Annotated in this window: 15 protein-coding genes; 6 read left to right on the top strand and 9 right to left on the bottom strand. The window is 41.1% G+C overall.

Annotated features, from left to right (window positions below):
- Nucleotide 1 precedes the first annotated feature (1 nt).
- The 4 genes from VB083_RS07995 to VB083_RS07980 all read left to right on the top strand — a co-directional run bounded on the left by VB083_RS07995 (nt 2) and on the right by VB083_RS07980 (nt 4349).
- Nucleotides 2-1957 carry a transporter substrate-binding domain-containing protein gene (locus VB083_RS07995; RefSeq protein WP_213689968.1) on the top strand — a complete coding sequence of 652 codons (1956 nt, stop codon included), beginning with the start codon at nt 2-4 and terminating at the stop codon, nt 1955-1957.
- The gene (locus tag VB083_RS07990) at nt 1950-2621 is read left to right on the top strand and encodes a response regulator (protein ID WP_213689967.1); all 672 of its coding nucleotides are present in this window, start codon (nt 1950-1952) and stop codon (nt 2619-2621) included. The genes VB083_RS07995 and VB083_RS07990 overlap by 8 nt, the downstream gene beginning before the upstream one ends.
- Nucleotides 2622-2775: 154 nt before the next feature.
- A complete protein-coding gene (locus VB083_RS07985; RefSeq protein WP_323401943.1) occupies nt 2776-3093 on the top strand; it encodes a cupin domain-containing protein in 318 nt (105 codons plus the stop codon).
- Between the two features lie 77 nt (nt 3094-3170).
- On the top strand, nt 3171-4349 hold the full coding sequence (locus VB083_RS07980) for an MFS transporter (protein ID WP_213689965.1): 1179 nt from the start codon (nt 3171-3173) through the stop codon (nt 4347-4349).
- A 48-nt stretch (nt 4350-4397) separates the two neighbouring features.
- Here VB083_RS07980 and VB083_RS07975 read toward each other — a convergent pair whose 3' ends face one another.
- From VB083_RS07975 to VB083_RS07935, 9 genes are all read right to left on the bottom strand, one after another.
- Nucleotides 4398-6140 carry a histone deacetylase family protein gene (locus VB083_RS07975; RefSeq protein WP_323401942.1) on the bottom strand — a complete coding sequence of 581 codons (1743 nt, stop codon included), beginning with the start codon at nt 6138-6140 and terminating at the stop codon, nt 4398-4400.
- Nucleotides 6141-6142: 2 nt separating this feature from the next.
- Nucleotides 6143-7429, bottom strand: a complete 1287-nt coding sequence (gene ablA / locus VB083_RS07970; RefSeq protein WP_323401941.1) for a lysine 2,3-aminomutase — start codon at nt 7427-7429, stop codon at nt 6143-6145.
- Between the two features lie 16 nt (nt 7430-7445).
- On the bottom strand, nt 7446-7919 hold the full coding sequence (locus VB083_RS07965; protein WP_213689962.1) for a GNAT family N-acetyltransferase: 474 nt from the start codon (nt 7917-7919) through the stop codon (nt 7446-7448).
- Nucleotides 7912-8961, bottom strand: coding sequence for a D-alanine--D-alanine ligase family protein (locus tag VB083_RS07960; RefSeq protein ID WP_213695250.1), 1050 nt, complete (start codon nt 8959-8961; stop codon nt 7912-7914). The genes VB083_RS07965 and VB083_RS07960 overlap by 8 nt, the downstream gene beginning before the upstream one ends.
- On the bottom strand, nt 8958-10058 hold the full coding sequence (locus VB083_RS07955; protein ID WP_323401940.1) for a D-alanine--D-alanine ligase family protein: 1101 nt from the start codon (nt 10056-10058) through the stop codon (nt 8958-8960). Before VB083_RS07955 ends, VB083_RS07960 begins: the two co-directional genes overlap by 4 nt.
- Before the next feature lie 252 nt (nt 10059-10310).
- Nucleotides 10311-11459: a hypothetical protein gene (locus tag VB083_RS07950; protein WP_323401939.1), complete on the bottom strand. Its 1149-nt coding sequence runs from the start codon at nt 11457-11459 to the stop codon at nt 10311-10313.
- 73 nt (nt 11460-11532) lie between these two features.
- Nucleotides 11533-12345: a family 1 encapsulin nanocompartment shell protein gene (locus VB083_RS07945; protein WP_323401938.1), complete on the bottom strand. Its 813-nt coding sequence runs from the start codon at nt 12343-12345 to the stop codon at nt 11533-11535.
- A 13-nt stretch (nt 12346-12358) separates the two neighbouring features.
- Nucleotides 12359-12715, bottom strand: coding sequence for an encapsulin-associated ferritin-like protein (locus VB083_RS07940; protein ID WP_213695251.1), 357 nt, complete (start codon nt 12713-12715; stop codon nt 12359-12361).
- A 64-nt stretch (nt 12716-12779) separates the two neighbouring features.
- Nucleotides 12780-13271 carry an Hsp20/alpha crystallin family protein gene (locus VB083_RS07935; protein ID WP_213699475.1) on the bottom strand — a complete coding sequence of 164 codons (492 nt, stop codon included), beginning with the start codon at nt 13269-13271 and terminating at the stop codon, nt 12780-12782.
- Between the two features lie 231 nt (nt 13272-13502).
- On the opposite strand from VB083_RS07935, the gene VB083_RS07930 reads away from it, so the two are divergent.
- Both VB083_RS07930 and pepF read left to right on the top strand, forming a co-directional pair.
- Complete coding sequence (locus VB083_RS07930; protein ID WP_213689955.1) at nt 13503-14075, top strand: flavin reductase family protein; 573 nt, start codon at nt 13503-13505, stop codon at nt 14073-14075.
- Between the two features lie 102 nt (nt 14076-14177).
- The gene (gene pepF / locus VB083_RS07925) at nt 14178-16007 is read left to right on the top strand and encodes an oligoendopeptidase F (protein WP_213699477.1); all 1830 of its coding nucleotides are present in this window, start codon (nt 14178-14180) and stop codon (nt 16005-16007) included.
- Nucleotides 16008-16128: the final 121 nt, after the last annotated feature.

Below are 16128 nucleotides of genomic sequence, written 5' to 3'. Positions count from 1 at the left end.
TATGAGCTTTGGGAAAAAATGCGGGTTGTATTTACTTGTTGTAATATTTTTGGCAGGGTTTTTGCTGCTTTTCCCTCAACATGGATGGAGCAAATCTTCTGGGCGTGTGATCTATGTTGTTGGGGACAAAGCATTGACTCCCTTTGAGTATCTTAACGATCGTCAGTTGCCAGAGGGGTTCTTTATCGATGTTTTGGAAACCATTGCCAAGAAGCAAGATCTTTCTCTTAATTTCCAAATGGTGCACTGGACAGAAGTGGAGTCTCTTCTTTATTCTTCTCGCGTTGATTTGATACTTGGCGTGGTAAGCGCAAGAGAAGAATCAGCTATTCTCCCCCATATGGCACCTATTATAAATATCCCCTCCGTTCCAGATGTATCTCAGAGAGAAGCAGCTTTTTTGCCTGATGTTTCTGGTAAGGAAATAGGCGAGTTCTATTTTTCTTTACCTGTCATCAAAGTTCCATACGCTGTTTTTACAAGAAAAGGTCTTGAAGGCAGCCGCTTAAGTGACGTTGCAGGAAAGACGGTGATTGTGGAGCAGGGAAGTGCAGAAAAAGCATATCTTCAATCAAGTTACCTCACGTCGAAAGTTTTAATCGTAGATAATCCTGTCGAAGGCATACATCTCGTTTCTTCGGGACAGTATGACTTTGTGCTGATGGGGCTTTATCAGGGATTATCTATGTGTAAAAAGCTCAAAATCAATAATGTAGTTCCGTTGGAATCCTCTCTTTTTACCAAAGAGTGGGGATTTACCATTACTCATGGGGATATTACATTGGCTCGAATGCTTAAACAAGGTTTGAGTCAAATATACAGTGACGGGACATATGAGAAACTTTATAAAAAATGGTTTGATCAATTTAAGCATGAAGGATTTGTTGATAAAACGCTTCTCATAAAGGTACTCAGTGCCTTTGTCGTTGCCATTTTCCTTATCCTTTTATGGAATTTCTCTTTGAAAAAACAGGTTGCACGAGTTGTGAAAGAGAGAGAAAAGTTGATCGACTTCATTCGAGATGGAATATTGGCTGTCGATTCTGTGGGACGTATAACTCTCATTAACCATTCAGCTATGAAGTTGCTTGGAATTCATTATGATGCTGAAGGTGAGGATGTCGACTCATTGGTTCCTGAAATTAATCTGAAGGGAGTTCTTTCTTCAAAAGAGGCTGTTTATGACCTTGAACAAAATGTAGGTGGCGCCCCTTTGATTATTAACAAGGTTCCAGTGACGATCAATGGTCAGATTTGCGGTGCAATAGCCAGTTTTCGTGATATGTCTGAAATACACGCCATGGCTGAAGAAATGACAGGTGTGCGCATGTACGTTGAATCGCTTCGCGTGCAGAACCATGAATTTATGAATAAGTTGCAAGCTATAGCAGGGCTTATCCAGCTGGGAAAATATACAAAGGCTCTGAATTTTATTTCTCAGGAACAGGCTCCAGGGCAAACAATGGCTTCTATGATAGCTGAACGAATTAAGAATCCGGCAGTAGGAGGTATTTTGCTTGGGAAAATGGGACGATGCCGAGAGCTTGGCATAGGTTGTGAAATTACCCCAGATAGCTACTGTGGAGAATCAATTAAAATTAGTGATCAGGCTCTGGTTATTATTGTGGGCAATCTTATGGAGAATGCTATCGAAGCCATGCTTCAAGCTTCAATAAAGGTTCCTCGTATCAGCTTTTCCATTTTCGATGAATCGAACCAGATTATGTTGAGTGTCTGGGATAATGCCGGAGGGCTAACGGAAGAAAATGCAGAGAAAATTTTCGAAAAGGGCTTTTCAACAAAGGCGCGACCACGAACGTCAGGTTATGGCCTATATAATATCAGGCGGATGGTTGATGCTTTAGGTGGCGATATTTGTCTTGATTTCAAATATGGAGAATATACTGAGTTTATAGTGACTCTCCCCAACGGAGAAGGAGGAGATCTGATTGAATAGAATAGACGTTCTCGTTGTGGAAGATGATCCAATGGTGGCAGAAATTCACCAGAACTTTATTAATTCACTTGAAGGGTTCCGTGTTGTAGCTGTCGCGGGAGATGGCCAAAAAGCGCTGGATTTACTCGACACGCTTTCTATACGGCTATTAATTCTTGACATTTTCCTTCCCGGACTTGATGGTCTCAATGCACTGCGTAAAATAAGAGAACAGAAGAAAAACGTTGACGTCATTATTGTCTCAGCGTCACGCGATGCAAATACAGTAAACGAAGCAATACAAGCAGGAGCTTTTGATTATATAGTGAAACCCTTTGTTTATGACCGTTTGAAAGCCTCTCTTGAATCTTTTAGGCAAATGGATAGTAAGCTTAGAAAAGGATCAGGAGATTTTGATCAATCAGAGATTGATAGCTTGTTTCAGGTGAAAAATAGAAAAAACTATCAGACGACTCTTCCCAAAGGACTCAACCCCGAAATGTTAAAAAAAGTTATCACCTTGCTAAAAAAAAGCAACTGTTCGCTTTCCGCGGTGGAAACAGCAGAAGTCTTGCAGGTTTCCCGTATTACTGCTCGAAGATATCTTGAATATCTCGTCGCTTCTGGAAAGGCGACGATGAAGCGAGAGTATCAGGAAATCGGCCGCCCTATCAATAAGTACTGACTTATATAACGTGGGAACCGGATGGTTTCCTTACCTAAAATAGAGACGTTTGTTACTAAACTATCAATGTTCTCATCCTTTATGACAGGAATCATGGCGGGTCTTTTAAAGACCCGCTTTTTGTGTATCATAATATAGGGTGAGGAGGGGAAAAATGAAGAATCTTTTTGATAAAAAGAATATTGATTGGAGTAAAGAGATTTCAGAGATATTAGCGACAGGTAGCAACGTTAGAGTTGAACGTATTGTTTCTACAGGTCAATCTTCCCCGAAGGATTTTTGGTATGATCAGGAAGAATTCGAGTGGGTTTGCGTAATACAAGGCGAAGGTATAATCGATTGGGCTGATGGGGCTCGACGTACTTTAAAAGTTGGAGATTGGGTTCTTATCTCACCTCACGAAAAACACCGTGTCTCCAGCACTACAAAAGAGCCACCGTGTATTTGGCTTGCTTTTTTTTGGAAAGAGTAATACACCCCTACGGTTCTTTTTTTTATTAAGACGTGTTACGATATAAAAAGTTTTTGTTATTCAGGGGGCAAAAAATCATGATAGACAGAACCGTATGTGTGGATCGTCCTAAATTTAAACTTTCTCTTCTTTCGATTGGACATTTTTTCAATGACCTTTATGCAGCGTTTCTCCCGACATTTGTTCCAACTCTTATATCTCGACTTGGTATTACTATGGCTCAGGCGGGATTACTTAATTCTGTGGTTGGTATTATACATATTTTTCTTCAGCCATTACTCGGATATGTTTCAGATCGGACTGCACGTTCATACTTAGTTATGATTGGGCCCATCTTGACATGTCTCGGGGCAACCTTTCTTCCAAGTTCTCCTACGTATGGAATGGCTCTTTTTTTAGTGGGACTTTGGGGAGTAGGTAGTGCCACCTTTCATCCTCAGGGACATGGAGGAGTGGGACATGTTGTTCCTCAGGAAAAATTAACCGTTTCATTGGCAATTTTTAGTGTTGCCGGAAATATAGGAGTAACGATAAGTCCTCTTTTTGCAGTTGCTTTGGCAAAAATAGTGGGGGTAGAGAAAATCCCTTATATTGCCATTGTACCTGTTCTTATTCTCGCGATTGCTATTTATCGGTATATGCCTGTTTTAAGTGAAGAAGCGGCCGAGTTCCCTAAGAATCAGGGGGGACTTTTTCACTCTTTATTTTCAGTGCTTGGAGTAATCTATCCAGTATGGATGGTTTCTATGGCGCGAGATGCAACGAGCCAGGGAATTCGATTCTTTCTCCCCATCCGTATTGTTTCTGAAGGCGGCAACATTAGTATGGTTGGAACTATTCTCTTTTTGATTATGCTGTGTAGCACAATTGCTATGCTTATTAGCGGTAAACTTTCTGATAGATGGGGAAAGGTTCGAGTTCTTATATTTGTTCTTATCGCTGGTCCCATCTGTATGATTCCTGCTGCTTATATAGGTGGAAAAACATCAATAATATTATATATTCTGGGAACATCTCTTCTTAATTCAAGTATGCCTATAACGGCGGCAGTAGCTCAGGAACAGGTTCCTCATTCTCGAGGTATGGCGAGTTCCATTGTTATGGGATTATCGTGGGGGGTAGCCAATTTGTTGACAGGGCCGTTAGGAAAGTTGGGCGATGTCTTTGGAATTACCAGCACAATGCTTGTGGTTGCGGCACTTCCTCTTCTTGCTCTTCCCATGGTTTTTATGAAGTCGTTTCGATCCGCTGAATAAGAAGATTTAAAGACAAGAGGCATGAATATTGTTTGTGCCTCCTGTCTTTTATCTAAAAAATGTTCCTTCCCATAAACCTGTAAAAAAGGAACGGGCGTTTATTCCTATCCTTTTGGTATCGTATCCGCCCTCTTGAACGACAAGAGTAGGGTATTTCTCCTTACCAATATCTCTGCCATTTGCGTAAAAATCTTTAGCCGTTAAGTTCCAACTTCCTGTAGGGTCTTTTTGTGCAGTATCGAATCCAAGAGCTACAACAAGAAAGGAAGGAGAGAAGCGGCGTATTATTTTGAGGGCACGATGAAGGGCCTCTCCATATTTTTCCCCGTCAATATTCTCCGATAAAGGAATATTAACGTTATATCCCTTTCCTTCCCCTTCCCCTTTTTCATCTTCAAATCCACTGAAATAGGGATAGGCAAAGGATGGGTGACCGTGAATCGAGATTGTGAGGACGTCATTTCTTTTGTAGAAAATATTTTGTTGTCCATTGCCGTGATGATAGTCAATATCAAGGATGGCTACCGTACCCCTATGACTGAGATACTGGGCTGCAGCGGCTGTACTATTTAGATAACAGAACCCTCCAAAGGCTCTTCGTTCACTATGATGGCCTGGAGGGCGAATTAAGGCATAGGCAAGGTGATGGCCTTCTTCGAGAAGCTTGGCTCCAGTAATGGCACAGTTTATTGCTTGACGGGCCGCTTGCCATGCAGGGCCGTTTAGAGGTGTAAATGTATCTATACAATAGTATCCTGCACGTATAACAAGTTCTTTGGGAGGTCGGGTTGCATTTCGTATGGGGAAAACATAAGGATAGACTGACGGATTTTTGCCTATAGATGTGCATACTTTTTTAAGATAGTCTAAAAAATCTCCATCGTGAATATTACGAAGCCATGAATCAGGTATAGGGCGAAGTCTTTCTTCTTTGAAAAGCCCGCTTTTCTCTAGATGGGAAAGAATTCGACCAATGCGAGCAGGGGATTCGACATAACCTCTTTCATGTACATGATGAATAATATGTTCTTTGTTCATAAGTAGCGCTATCTTTTCATCATCTGGAATATTTCGAACAGGTAAGGATGCCTGTGCTTCTTTTATATAAACAAATGGACGTAAACGTATAGGATCGTCATTGAATGAGTTAACGACCATACTTATATACTCTGGTGGACAGATTCCTTTGTATTTCTTTTCAAGTATTGTTCGTACAATGCGTCGGGCTAGACCTTTTGAAAGAGGTCGGTTTTGCCCCAAATCATCAAAGACAAGATATGGAGGATTGTCTCCCCCTTCTTTGAGAGGTGTTTCATAGCGAGTTCCGATTATGGGGCGGGCGCCAAAGTACTCATAGAAGTGGAGGCGGGCTCTATTTTCTTTTCGTATCTCTGGGTTTCTGGAAATGGCAGGATCATCAGGTAAACATTCAAAAAATATTCCGCGACACTCTAAGAGAAGAGCTTCTTGTCGTATTCGTTCATATAGAGCTCCTCCTATGCCTCGCCCTGTTGTCAATTTTGCGGCTGCAAGATAGTCAAGATACATAAAGTGAAGAAGGGGATCCACAAGAGTCAAAGCAAAACCCTGAACCTTACGATGAGCCCCTTCTGCTACAAAAAGTATAGTTTGAAATCCATATTTTAATTGATCCCTGATTCTAAAAGGGAGTGCTTCTATTTCTTCTGACGTCAGTCCTGGAAATTGTTGTCTCAAAATTGCCTGAATCTGAATAAGAGCTTCTTTGTTAATCAAGAGCGTGTTATCGTAGATTCGGCGAATTCTGAACATAGTTACATCCTTTCTGTCTTTTCTGAAGACCACATCTCACTTCTTTTCTTGCGGGGAAGATTTTCAGGCTCCATTGAGGCTCCTTCCCGTTCAAAAAGAGTTGCGACTCCTCCTGACGAAAGTTCTTTTTGATGATTGCATATAGAGCTGCATTGGCCGTTGCAGCGACTTTGGTTGTCATCTGGCTCAGTATAGACCGTAAGGACACCCTCAAAGTTACGTAAGACTGTTTTGCGATCTGATTGAGAAATAACATAATTGGGCATTACAGGAATTTTTCCTCCACCGCCAGGCGCGTCGACAACAAATGTAGGAACAGCAAGCCCGGAAGTATGTCCTCGAAGAAATTCCATAATTTCGATGCCCTTTCCAATAGACGTTCTGAAATGTTCTATTCCTTGTGAAAGATCGCATTGATATATGTAATACGGCCGCACGCGAATCTTCAATAACTGCTGGTTGAGTTCTCTGAAGATATAGGGACAGTCGTTAATGCCTCTTAGCAGTACGGATTGATTTCCCAAGGGGATTCCGGCATCCGCCAATTTTCTGCACGCTTCAGCAGATTCTGGCGTTATTTCCTTAGGATGGTTGAACTGTATGTTCATCCAGAGGGGATGATATCTTTTCAACATGTCGCAGAGAGTATCAGTGATTCTCATTGGCATAACGACGGGAACACGAGTTCCTATTCGAATGATTTCTACATGGGGAATGGCCCGTATTTCACGAAGAATTGATTCGAGATAGTCGTCTGCTAGAGTTAGAGGGTCTCCGCCAGAGATAAGAACGTCGCGTATTACCGGCGTTTTACGAATGTAGTCTATGCATGCTTCTATCTCTTTTTCACTTCGAGGATGATCTGTTTGGCCAGCAAAGCGTCTTCGAGTACAATGTCGGCAATACATGGAACATTGATCCGTAACCAACAAAAGGCAACGATCAGGGTAACGATGAGTCAGGCCGGGAACAGGTGAATCAATCTCTTCGTGAAGAGGATCTCTACGATCAGTTTGAGCAATAAGCGTTTCTTGCAGTGTGGGGATGCACTGCTTACGTATAGGGCACGAAGGATTATTCCTATCCATAAGAGAGGCGAAGTATGGAGTGATAGCCATTCTAAGTACGTTAAGGCTACGTTTAATGGTAGCCGACTCACTCTTCGTCAACTCTACAACTCGTTCAAGTTGTTCTACATTTGTAATACGGTTTGCCAGTTGCCAATGCCAATCATTCCAGTTTTCTTCACCTGCTTCCTCTCGCAGATTCCGAACTTGGGTTAATTGCATCGGTTTTCTTTCTAACTTAACACGAGGTTTTAATTTCTTTTGTGTAGATGACAAGGTCATCACCTTCCCCATAAAAATTGTGGATTCGACCACTTTCTTCATATCCGGCATGCACATAAAAGTGACGTTGCCCGGCATATGCTTGTTTCCCAGATGTCTCTACACGTATAACCGCATTTTTATGAATATTGAGAAGCTCTGCCTCCATTTTTTCTTGAAGGACTAATCCAATCCCTTGTCTTTGAAAATCAGGGCTCACAACAATCCAGTACAAATCCCATGCGAATGCTGTCATAGGAGTAGCGCCGTAAATGAGGAATCCAGCAAGAATTCCCTTTCGATATTCTTCTAAAAGTACATAATCTTTTGATGGATGGGCTTGCCATTCCAAAAGGACTTCTTTTAATACAGAGCATTCTTCGGTTGTAAAAGCCTTTGTTGCTTGTGCAATGGCAAGATATTCATCGATTGAGAGATGACCGCTATTCATGACCTGACCTCTTTTCACTGTTCTCTATTGCCAGCTGGAGTATCTCACTCACAAGTTGTTCATAGGTTCCGCCATTTTTTACATATTGTCTGGCCAGTCCGCTATCACGTGTAAGAGCAGGATTGGGGTTAATATCGATAACGAAAAAATTCCCGTTGTGTTCTCGTATATCGACGCGAAAATATCCTTTACAACCTGCGACCTCTGCGGCCGAAGAGGCCATAGCGAGAATGTTTTGCTTTATGGAGCCAGAAAGGTCTACATGTTCAGGCCATAGATTCCATTCAGGGCTCTCTTCGTCCCATTTAGCATCATAAGATAGATATGCTGGAACGTTTGGATAGCGGCTGTAGTCAAGGGTCCACAGTGCAATTGTCTTAAACGGGGCATTGCCAATAAAACTTACGCTGTACTCTGAGCCTGAGAGAAACTCTTGAGCCAGAATTCCTTTAGGGAACATCTCCAGCTTTTCTTCAACACTTTCTTGAAGTTCCTTCTCGTTACGGACCAAGGATTTTGAGTCTATACCTACGCTCCCGTCTTCTGATCGAGGTTTGATAAACAACGGAAAACGTAATTCATGTATTTTCGCGATATCTTCCCTAGTTTGTAAGTAATATGTTAACGGAACGGGAATGCCCTCCTTTTTAAGTTGAGACTGAAGGGCAAATTTATCAATACATAGGCGGAGTGCTGATGATGGATTTCCTGTGTAGGGAATGTGGTTTTTTTCTAAAAGTTCACAGAAGGTAGCTTCAAGCCATGGGGCAGATCCAAAACCTTCAAAGAGATTAAAAATACATAATGGATTTGCATTTTTAAGATGCTCTATAAGGTGCTTAGGGTGAGCCATATCAGCCTGAAAAATGTCTAGATTGTAGACAAAATACCCCTCAGAACTGAGCGCACGACCAACTTCTTCGCGACATAAAAGGCTGTCGAGAAGATCTTGACGAAGAGTATTTTCCTTAGCGGCAGTTATGAAAACTGGACGTTGACCGCAACCAGGAGGTTCTATCGATTGTTCTTTGGTATTCATCATAGGGCCTTCTCTCTTTGAAGTTCCTGTTTTTTCAAGCAGGCGGCACTTAAGTTGTACCGTGAGAAGGCCTCGCGAAGGAGCATTTTAATAAGATGTGTATATTCCCCTCCGCTAAGGCGATAAAGGATGGGTAAATCGCTATATGCAGGTGACAATCCAGGCAGTGGATTGATATCAATAACACGAGGTTCTCCACTTTCGTCGAGGCGAAAATCAATTCGTGCTATATCACGAAGTTCAAGGGCTTTAAAAGCTTCTACTGCTAATTTAGCCACTTTTTGCCGAAGATTGGCACTGATTGTTTCTGGACCGTTATATCGAATTCGCTCGAGATAATTTCTTTTTTCTTCAAGAGAGTACAAAAAGGTTTTAGTTTTGTTTACTGGCGAAATAGTCATCATTCCAATACACTCTGGATTGGAATTCCCGGCAACTCCAGCTGTTATCTCAACACCAGGTAAGAATGCCTCCACTACAGCAGGCTGATCGTAGCGTTTCCAGACTCTTTCTATACACTCTTCCATTTTTTGAGGAGTATTTACAACTGAGTCGAGGAAAATCCCCTTTGACGACCCTTCCCAGCGAGGTTTTACTATGCATCTTTTACTGACGGAGAATAGCTGGCGTGCTTTATCCAAGTCTTCTGTGGATCTTACTACGTAGCTTTCCGGTACGGGAACATTCGAGGCACGAAGAACGTGTGTGGTCAAAACTTTATCCAGCCCTATAGCCAAAGATGTGGAGTCTGAACCGCTAAAAGGAATGCCAAGACTTTCGAGAATGCATGGTACCTGCGACTCTCTTCCTCTGAAGTTTCCTAACCCTTCGGCTATATTCAATACAAAATCCGGAGCAACGGATTCAAGTTTCTGTACGAGAAATTCATTCTGTTCAAAAAGAAATACCTGAAATCCGAGACGGGTCACTTCTGTACAGAGTGATTCCACGGTTTCCAGGCAGTCATATTCTTCATACTTGTCATCAGGTTCTCCCATTTGGGCTTCCTGACGTAAGTTATAGGTAATGCCAATAATGTTTACTTCTTTTTTCGTGAGAGGTAGAGGATTCTCTCGTTCCTCTTCATATAACCCTTCCATAATTTTTAACCCCCGATTGTGTTTCTTAGTAGTTCTCTCCCCCAAGAGGAAGGTCTTTATTTAAAAAGTTCTTAAACGTCTTTATAAGCCTTTTGGCTCATTATTCCCCTCCTATAAGCGGAAAAATCCGCTTTCTAATCGCGGGTCCTTCTTGAGCGGATTATATTCCTTTTGTGTCTAAATACAAGTAGGAAAATAAAGGAAGCGGGACAGAAAAAATCCCGCTTCAATTTTATTTTCTAGAAACTTTCTTTAGAAACGGAAAAGAGATGCAACGCTTGATGTGTCAGGCATATGTTCTGGGAGAAGAGCATATACTCGACCTCCCCGTAGCAACGTGTGAGATGCTATGAAATCTAGCAAGTCAATATCTCCGACTTGCTTTTCAGAGTGGATTGTAGTATGCAATGTTTTTTCGTCGAATGTTCCCCATATCTGATGATTGAGGGCGACAAAAACAGTATCTACTTTTCCAGTGAAAGCGGCACGAGTTGTTTCTTCTACGTCACAGGATGTTTTACCCGTTCCCTTCATTTCCACATATCGTTCTGCCAGTGTTTTTTCTTCTTTTTTGAAGTGGATATGTGCAATTTCCCAACCTTTTTCCCCAAGTTCCTGTGTTGAAAAAGTGTCAGGATTTCCGTAGATTCCTTCCTCTAGCAAATCGGCGTATGTATTGGCTTCTTTATATATGGGATGAAGATAATCTACACCTGCGAGAACAAGGGGAGCATGTTCCCCTTCAAGGAGGTCTGAAATTCCTTTATCTATAGTTTGAAAATATTTAAGAATATATTTTTTCTCTACTTCGGCTCCCATAGCCTGGCCTCTGGTTACTGTCCCTTTCATTCCTGAAGGACTATAGCCAATGACAGGGTATTGAAGTTGCCGTTCAGGAGAATCGAAACCAAGTGCTTCTGTTACATTTTGAGGTAAATTCTCTACGTTTAATTCTCTTATACTCGTGCGGGTTCCTTCTAGCAAACGGACTCCTTTTTGACTCAGACCGAGAATAAAAAATTTACCATCTCCACTTAACAACGGGAAAAGGGGTTTTAAATAAAAGTTTTCACCAGTTACCACAATATCTGAAAACGGAAAAGGTTCGTTGAATGTCTCGAAAAACTGAGAAGAAACAAACATTGCCAAACCGTTTTCGAGATTTTGCCAAAAGACAGAATTAGAAAGCAATGCTTTGGCTTGAGTAAGAAGGTTATCAATTTCTTGATCTTTCATCCCGAGGTCTTTAAGAGCTTTTTCACCATTTTGAAGTAAGCTTTTAAATCGTATTTGAGCCTGACGAGGATCTCCTGGTGCTGGGTTGGTCATGTAGAGAGAGAGGCACGGTTTCTGACCTTCTTCTAAAAGATTCTTCAAATCATCTCTGGTCAGTATTTTCACATCTTCATCCTCCCTTCAACTTACAAAATCGGGAGGAGGTATGTAGAAGACCTCCTCCCATATTAAAACAAAACTACGAGATTCTAAGAGGAATGATAGCTTCAGGGTTAATTACTCTAAATGTAAAAGATTCTGTAAAGAAGAATGTTCCCTTACGTGAATCATTGCCAACGAACCCAAGAGAAAGATCTTGTCCGATAACAAGTTCCATATCGTCCCCTCGTGTGGAGACAAGGAAAGATTCTTTCTCATGTGTGGAAAGAATAACCGGACCATTGAGGACTTCCTTTATATTTTTAATAAGAGGATAGCATTCAGATACAGAGTAAATGATTTTCCATAATTCGGGAGAAGCTACCAGAGCATAGGGGCCCTCTACGGCGTCTTTTTGAAAACGGTAAAGGGCAGAACTGATAGCATCCATTATTCCTCGTACAGAAGAAGTATCGGTCATAGGCATCATTCTGTCTTTAGCCGCTTCTGCAAGACCAACAATACCAGCAGAGGGTAGGCCTTCATAAATAGCGCGTTCTTCAAAGATCGCAATATTTCGAGCTGCTTCTTCTAAAGGGGCGAGATCGGGGTTTTTCAGCCCGCGAGTTATGTTGTCTAATTCCCATAAATCAAGATCAAATGTAATTCGAGGTTCCACTAAGGGGAGAACCTGATGAATGCCGTAGGCTACGTTATTTTTTGTCGTTTCCGTTTCTGATTGCACTTCAAGGCGGCCACATGGATGGGCAGCATAATCCCAACCTTTGGGAGGAGCAACGTCAATGAACTTTCGTGCTGAAAGGTGCGATTCTAAAACCCGTTTGGCCTGCTCATCCATTTCATGCCAAGCCTCTTGACTGACCATTTTTGTTGTTCTTCGAAGTATATCCATATAGGAAACCTCCTTATCTTTTAAGACTGCCAATATTCAAGGTTCCTGATAAAGATTCCTCTGTTTTCGATGGAGAGTCGGATGCACCTTCTTCTACTTGGAGTAAAGGCCTTTCTGTAAAAAGATATTGGCGTAATTCATTATCCCATCCAGGCATATTTCGTCGTAGCCACTCAATGAGCATAGCCGCGTGTTCAATTTCTTCATCTCTGTTATGTCCCAGTAAAGATTTGAGTTCGTCGTCTTCAGTAGCGGCAACCCTCTGGTTATACCAGTTAATGGCTTCTAGTTCTTCCTGTAAACTTTTGAGCACCATAGCGCAGCGACGAGTAGTGTTGTCCAGATGTTCTACTGGTTCCGTATACTGCATTCTTTCACTCCTCTCAAAAGTAAAAAATGGCGGGCAGATTCCATAATCTACCCGCCTTCCTACATTAGTTGGTCTCTTCGTTCTTTATCTCAATACTTTTATATTTTTCTGGTTGTTTCTTTTCTGTGATTTCTATGGTCAAAATACCATTTTTGTACGAAGCTTTTGCACTTTCCGGATCCACTTCTTCGGGAAATTGCAAGATACGGGAAATATTTCCATAGTATCTTTCGGCTCTATAGTAATTCTCGTCTTCTATTTGCCGTTCGTCTTTTTTCACCACATTAAGAACGAGTCTATCGTGGTAGATTTTTAAGTCGACCTGGGCAGGATCTACTCCTGGTAGCTCAAGCTCCGCAATAATCTTGCCGTCTTTCCTGTACATATCACCACGAGGAGTCATGGATGTCGAAGCTGACTCTTCATTCCATGGGAAAGATGACATCACGTCATCAAAACTCCTAAACATGTTTTTCATCATATTCTCCATGGGAGAACTAAAAAAAGTTGAAGGAAACACTCTGTCTAAAGGCCTCCGAGCTAAATATCGTTTCATAAGCTCCACCTCCTAAAATACTGACCTTTATTGACCTTTCAGTAATTATTATATACGTCAGCATTGGTTAGGCAAGTTCCCATGACCTTCTAAAAAGGGGAATAATCCAATTTATTTCTTAAAATATGAAGTAACGTTAAATTTCCTTGTGTAATCTCGTTTTTCTGCAGGAATTTTTAGGTTCAACCTTACGTTATAATGAAAAGGATGAAGAGAGAGGAGGTTAATAATATGAAAAAAACTATTGGCATTCAGATGCCACTCTATCCGGCACCTGTTCTTATTATCGGGAATTATGACGAAAAAGGCAAGCCGAATGTTATGACAGCTGCGTGGGGAGGTATATGTTGCTCTGTGCCTCCTTGTATAACTATCTCTGTGCAGAAGATTCGTTATAGCTACAAAAATATTCTGGATAGGAAGGCTTTTACCGTCAATATACCGTCTGATAAATATGTGAAAGAAGCAGATTTTTTTGGTATGGTTTCAGGGCGCGATCATGATAAATTTGAGGAAACCAAACTTACTCCAATTCGGGGAGAAAAAGTAGATGCTCCCTATATTGAAGAGTTTCCCATCTCCATTGAATGTCGGTTAGTACACACTCTTGAGCTAGGAACTCATGTAATGTTTGTTGGGGAGGTCCTTAATGCATTGGCCAGTGAAGAGTGTCTTGCCAATGATGGCTATCCAGATCCGACTCTTGTTCAGCCTGTAATATTTTCTCCGAAATTTCGCCACTACTATGCTTTAGGTTCTGATTTGGGAGAAGCATATAAATTAGGAAAGTTTTTCATTAAATAAAAGGTACGTTTTCAGTAAAGATCCCGCGGGGTGTACTTTCTTTCCTCGCGGGTTTTTTTGTAGGGATATAATAAAGTAAGTTTTTAAACAGGAGGAGTAAAGATGCTTTATCAACAAGAAAATAATTCAGCTTTTTCCGGAGTGCTCCCTAAAAGAGAAGATATGGATTCTATGTATATGTGGAAATTAGAGGATATTTATATTTCTATTGAAAAATGGGAAGAAGACTTTAAAAATCTCGAAAAAATGTTGCCTCGTTTTCAAGAGTATCAGGGGCATCTTTTCGAATCTCCCCAAAAATTGTTTGAGAGTATTCAACTTATGGAAAATGCCGAAATTATAATGGGGAAGCTTTATGCATACGCAGTAATGAAAAGTCATGAGGATACGTCAAAAGAAATCTATCAGGCATTGGCAGATAGGGCAGGTTCTCTGCTTACCAAATTGTCTGCAGCTGTTTCTTTTTATACCCCAGAGATTTTATCTGCAGAAGATGGTCTTTTGCAGAGCTTCATAAACCAGTCTTCGGACTTGAAGAAATACGCTTTTTTCTTTGAAAATATTTTACGCATGAGACCTCATACTCTCTCTCAATCTGAGGAAGAGTTGCTTGCTCGCGCTGGAGAAGTGGCCCGAGGACCAGAAGAGATATTCTCTCTTTTTACCAACGCAGATATGAAATTTCCCACTGTCGTTGACGAAAAGGGAAATGAAGTGGAACTCAGTGAGGAAAGGTACATTCGGTTTATTCGCTCAAAAGATCGTCGTGTTCGCCAAGACGCTTATGAAAGCCTTTTTGATACGTACAGCAAGTATAAAAATTCTTTGGCAGCCATGTATAGTTCAAGCGTCAAAAGCGACCTTTTTTATGCTCAATCAAGAAAATATGAAAGTTGTCTGGAGGGGGCTCTTGATTCAGATCATATCCCCTTGTCGGTCTACGATGCTGTTGTAGATACTATTCGTGAAAATCTCGCTCCCCTTCATGAATATGTGGCTTTGAGAAAAGAGGTTCTCGAGGTTCCTGAGTTGCGCATGCACGATCTTTATGTTCCCCTCGTTGATGAACCGCATAAAGATATTTCTTACGATGAGGCGTGCTCTATGGTTTTAAAGGGATTAGAACCTCTTGGAAAAGAGTATCTGTCGATTTTAAAGCATGGATTTGAATCTGGCTGGATTGATGTTTATGAAAACCAGGGGAAAAGAAAGGGTGCCTATTCGTGGGGGAGTTATGGAACTCATCCCTATGTTTTGCTGAATTATAATGGCACCATTAATGACGTTTTTACTATTGCTCATGAAATGGGACACTCTATCCATACGTGGTATTCTCATAAGAATCAGCCCTTTATCTATGCGGATTACACTATATTTTTAGCTGAAGTTGCTTCGACTACAAATGAAGCGTTGTTACTTCATTATCTTATTGAGAACTCTACAGACCGAAACACTCGAATCTATTTATTGAATTACTTCCTTGAACAGATACGTACAACTGTATATCGTCAGGCCATGTTTGCAGATTTTGAGCGAACATCTCACTCTATGGCAGAAAAAGGAGATCCCCTTACGGCAGATCGTCTATCTACTATATGGCATGATCTTAATGTTGCTTATTATGGGCCGTCTATCTCTGTTGATAATCGTATTGATATTGAATGGGCGCGAATTCCCCATTTCTATTCTGCCTTTTATGTGTATAAGTACGTTACGGGATATGCTGCTGCAACATCTCTTTCACAACAGATTTTGAATGATGGGGAAATAAAAAGAACCCGCTATCTTGATTTCTTGAAACAGGGAAGTTCTTCTTATTCCATTAATATTCTTAAAAATGCGGGAGTAGATATGACATCATCTGCACCTCTCGAAGAAACAATTGCTGTTTTTAAAGAAAAGATGGCAGAGCTTAAAGAGTTACTTGGATAAAATTAGAAAGAGAGTTCCTGAGGGCACTTCAGGAACTCTCTTTTTTCTGGGGAATCTCTTAAACATCTGGAGGTGGTGATTTCCATATAAATTACATATCTATAGCATATACAAAAAAACG

The organism is Aminobacterium sp. (assembly GCF_034926885.1).
In the GTDB taxonomy this organism is placed as follows: domain Bacteria; phylum Synergistota; class Synergistia; order Synergistales; family Aminobacteriaceae; genus Aminobacterium.
This window is presented reverse-complemented; position numbering and strand designations above follow the sequence as displayed.

Bases quoted from the DNA above. Each gene is read 5' to 3' on its own strand.
- VB083_RS07995 (WP_213689968.1), top strand. From the start codon at position 2: ATGAGCTTTGGGAAAAAATGCGGGTTGTATTTACTTGTTGTAATATTT.
- VB083_RS07985 (WP_323401943.1), top strand. From the start codon at position 2,776: ATGAAGAATCTTTTTGATAAAAAGAATATTGATTGGAGTAAAGAGATT.
- VB083_RS07980 (WP_213689965.1), top strand. From the start codon at position 3,171: ATGATAGACAGAACCGTATGTGTGGATCGTCCTAAATTTAAACTTTCT.
- VB083_RS07975 (WP_323401942.1), bottom strand. From the start codon at position 6,140: ATGTTCAGAATTCGCCGAATCTACGATAACACGCTCTTGATTAACAAA.
- ablA (WP_323401941.1), bottom strand. From the start codon at position 7,429: ATGCAATTAACCCAAGTTCGGAATCTGCGAGAGGAAGCAGGTGAAGAA.
- VB083_RS07965 (WP_213689962.1), bottom strand. From the start codon at position 7,919: ATGAATAGCGGTCATCTCTCAATCGATGAATATCTTGCCATTGCACAA.
- VB083_RS07960 (WP_213695250.1), bottom strand. From the start codon at position 8,961: ATGATGAATACCAAAGAACAATCGATAGAACCTCCTGGTTGCGGTCAA.
- VB083_RS07955 (WP_323401940.1), bottom strand. From the start codon at position 10,058: ATGGAAGGGTTATATGAAGAGGAACGAGAGAATCCTCTACCTCTCACG.
- VB083_RS07945 (WP_323401938.1), bottom strand. From the start codon at position 12,345: ATGGATATACTTCGAAGAACAACAAAAATGGTCAGTCAAGAGGCTTGG.
- VB083_RS07940 (WP_213695251.1), bottom strand. From the start codon at position 12,715: ATGCAGTATACGGAACCAGTAGAACATCTGGACAACACTACTCGTCGC.
- VB083_RS07935 (WP_213699475.1), bottom strand. From the start codon at position 13,271: ATGAAACGATATTTAGCTCGGAGGCCTTTAGACAGAGTGTTTCCTTCA.
- VB083_RS07930 (WP_213689955.1), top strand. From the start codon at position 13,503: ATGAAAAAAACTATTGGCATTCAGATGCCACTCTATCCGGCACCTGTT.
- pepF (WP_213699477.1), top strand. From the start codon at position 14,178: ATGCTTTATCAACAAGAAAATAATTCAGCTTTTTCCGGAGTGCTCCCT.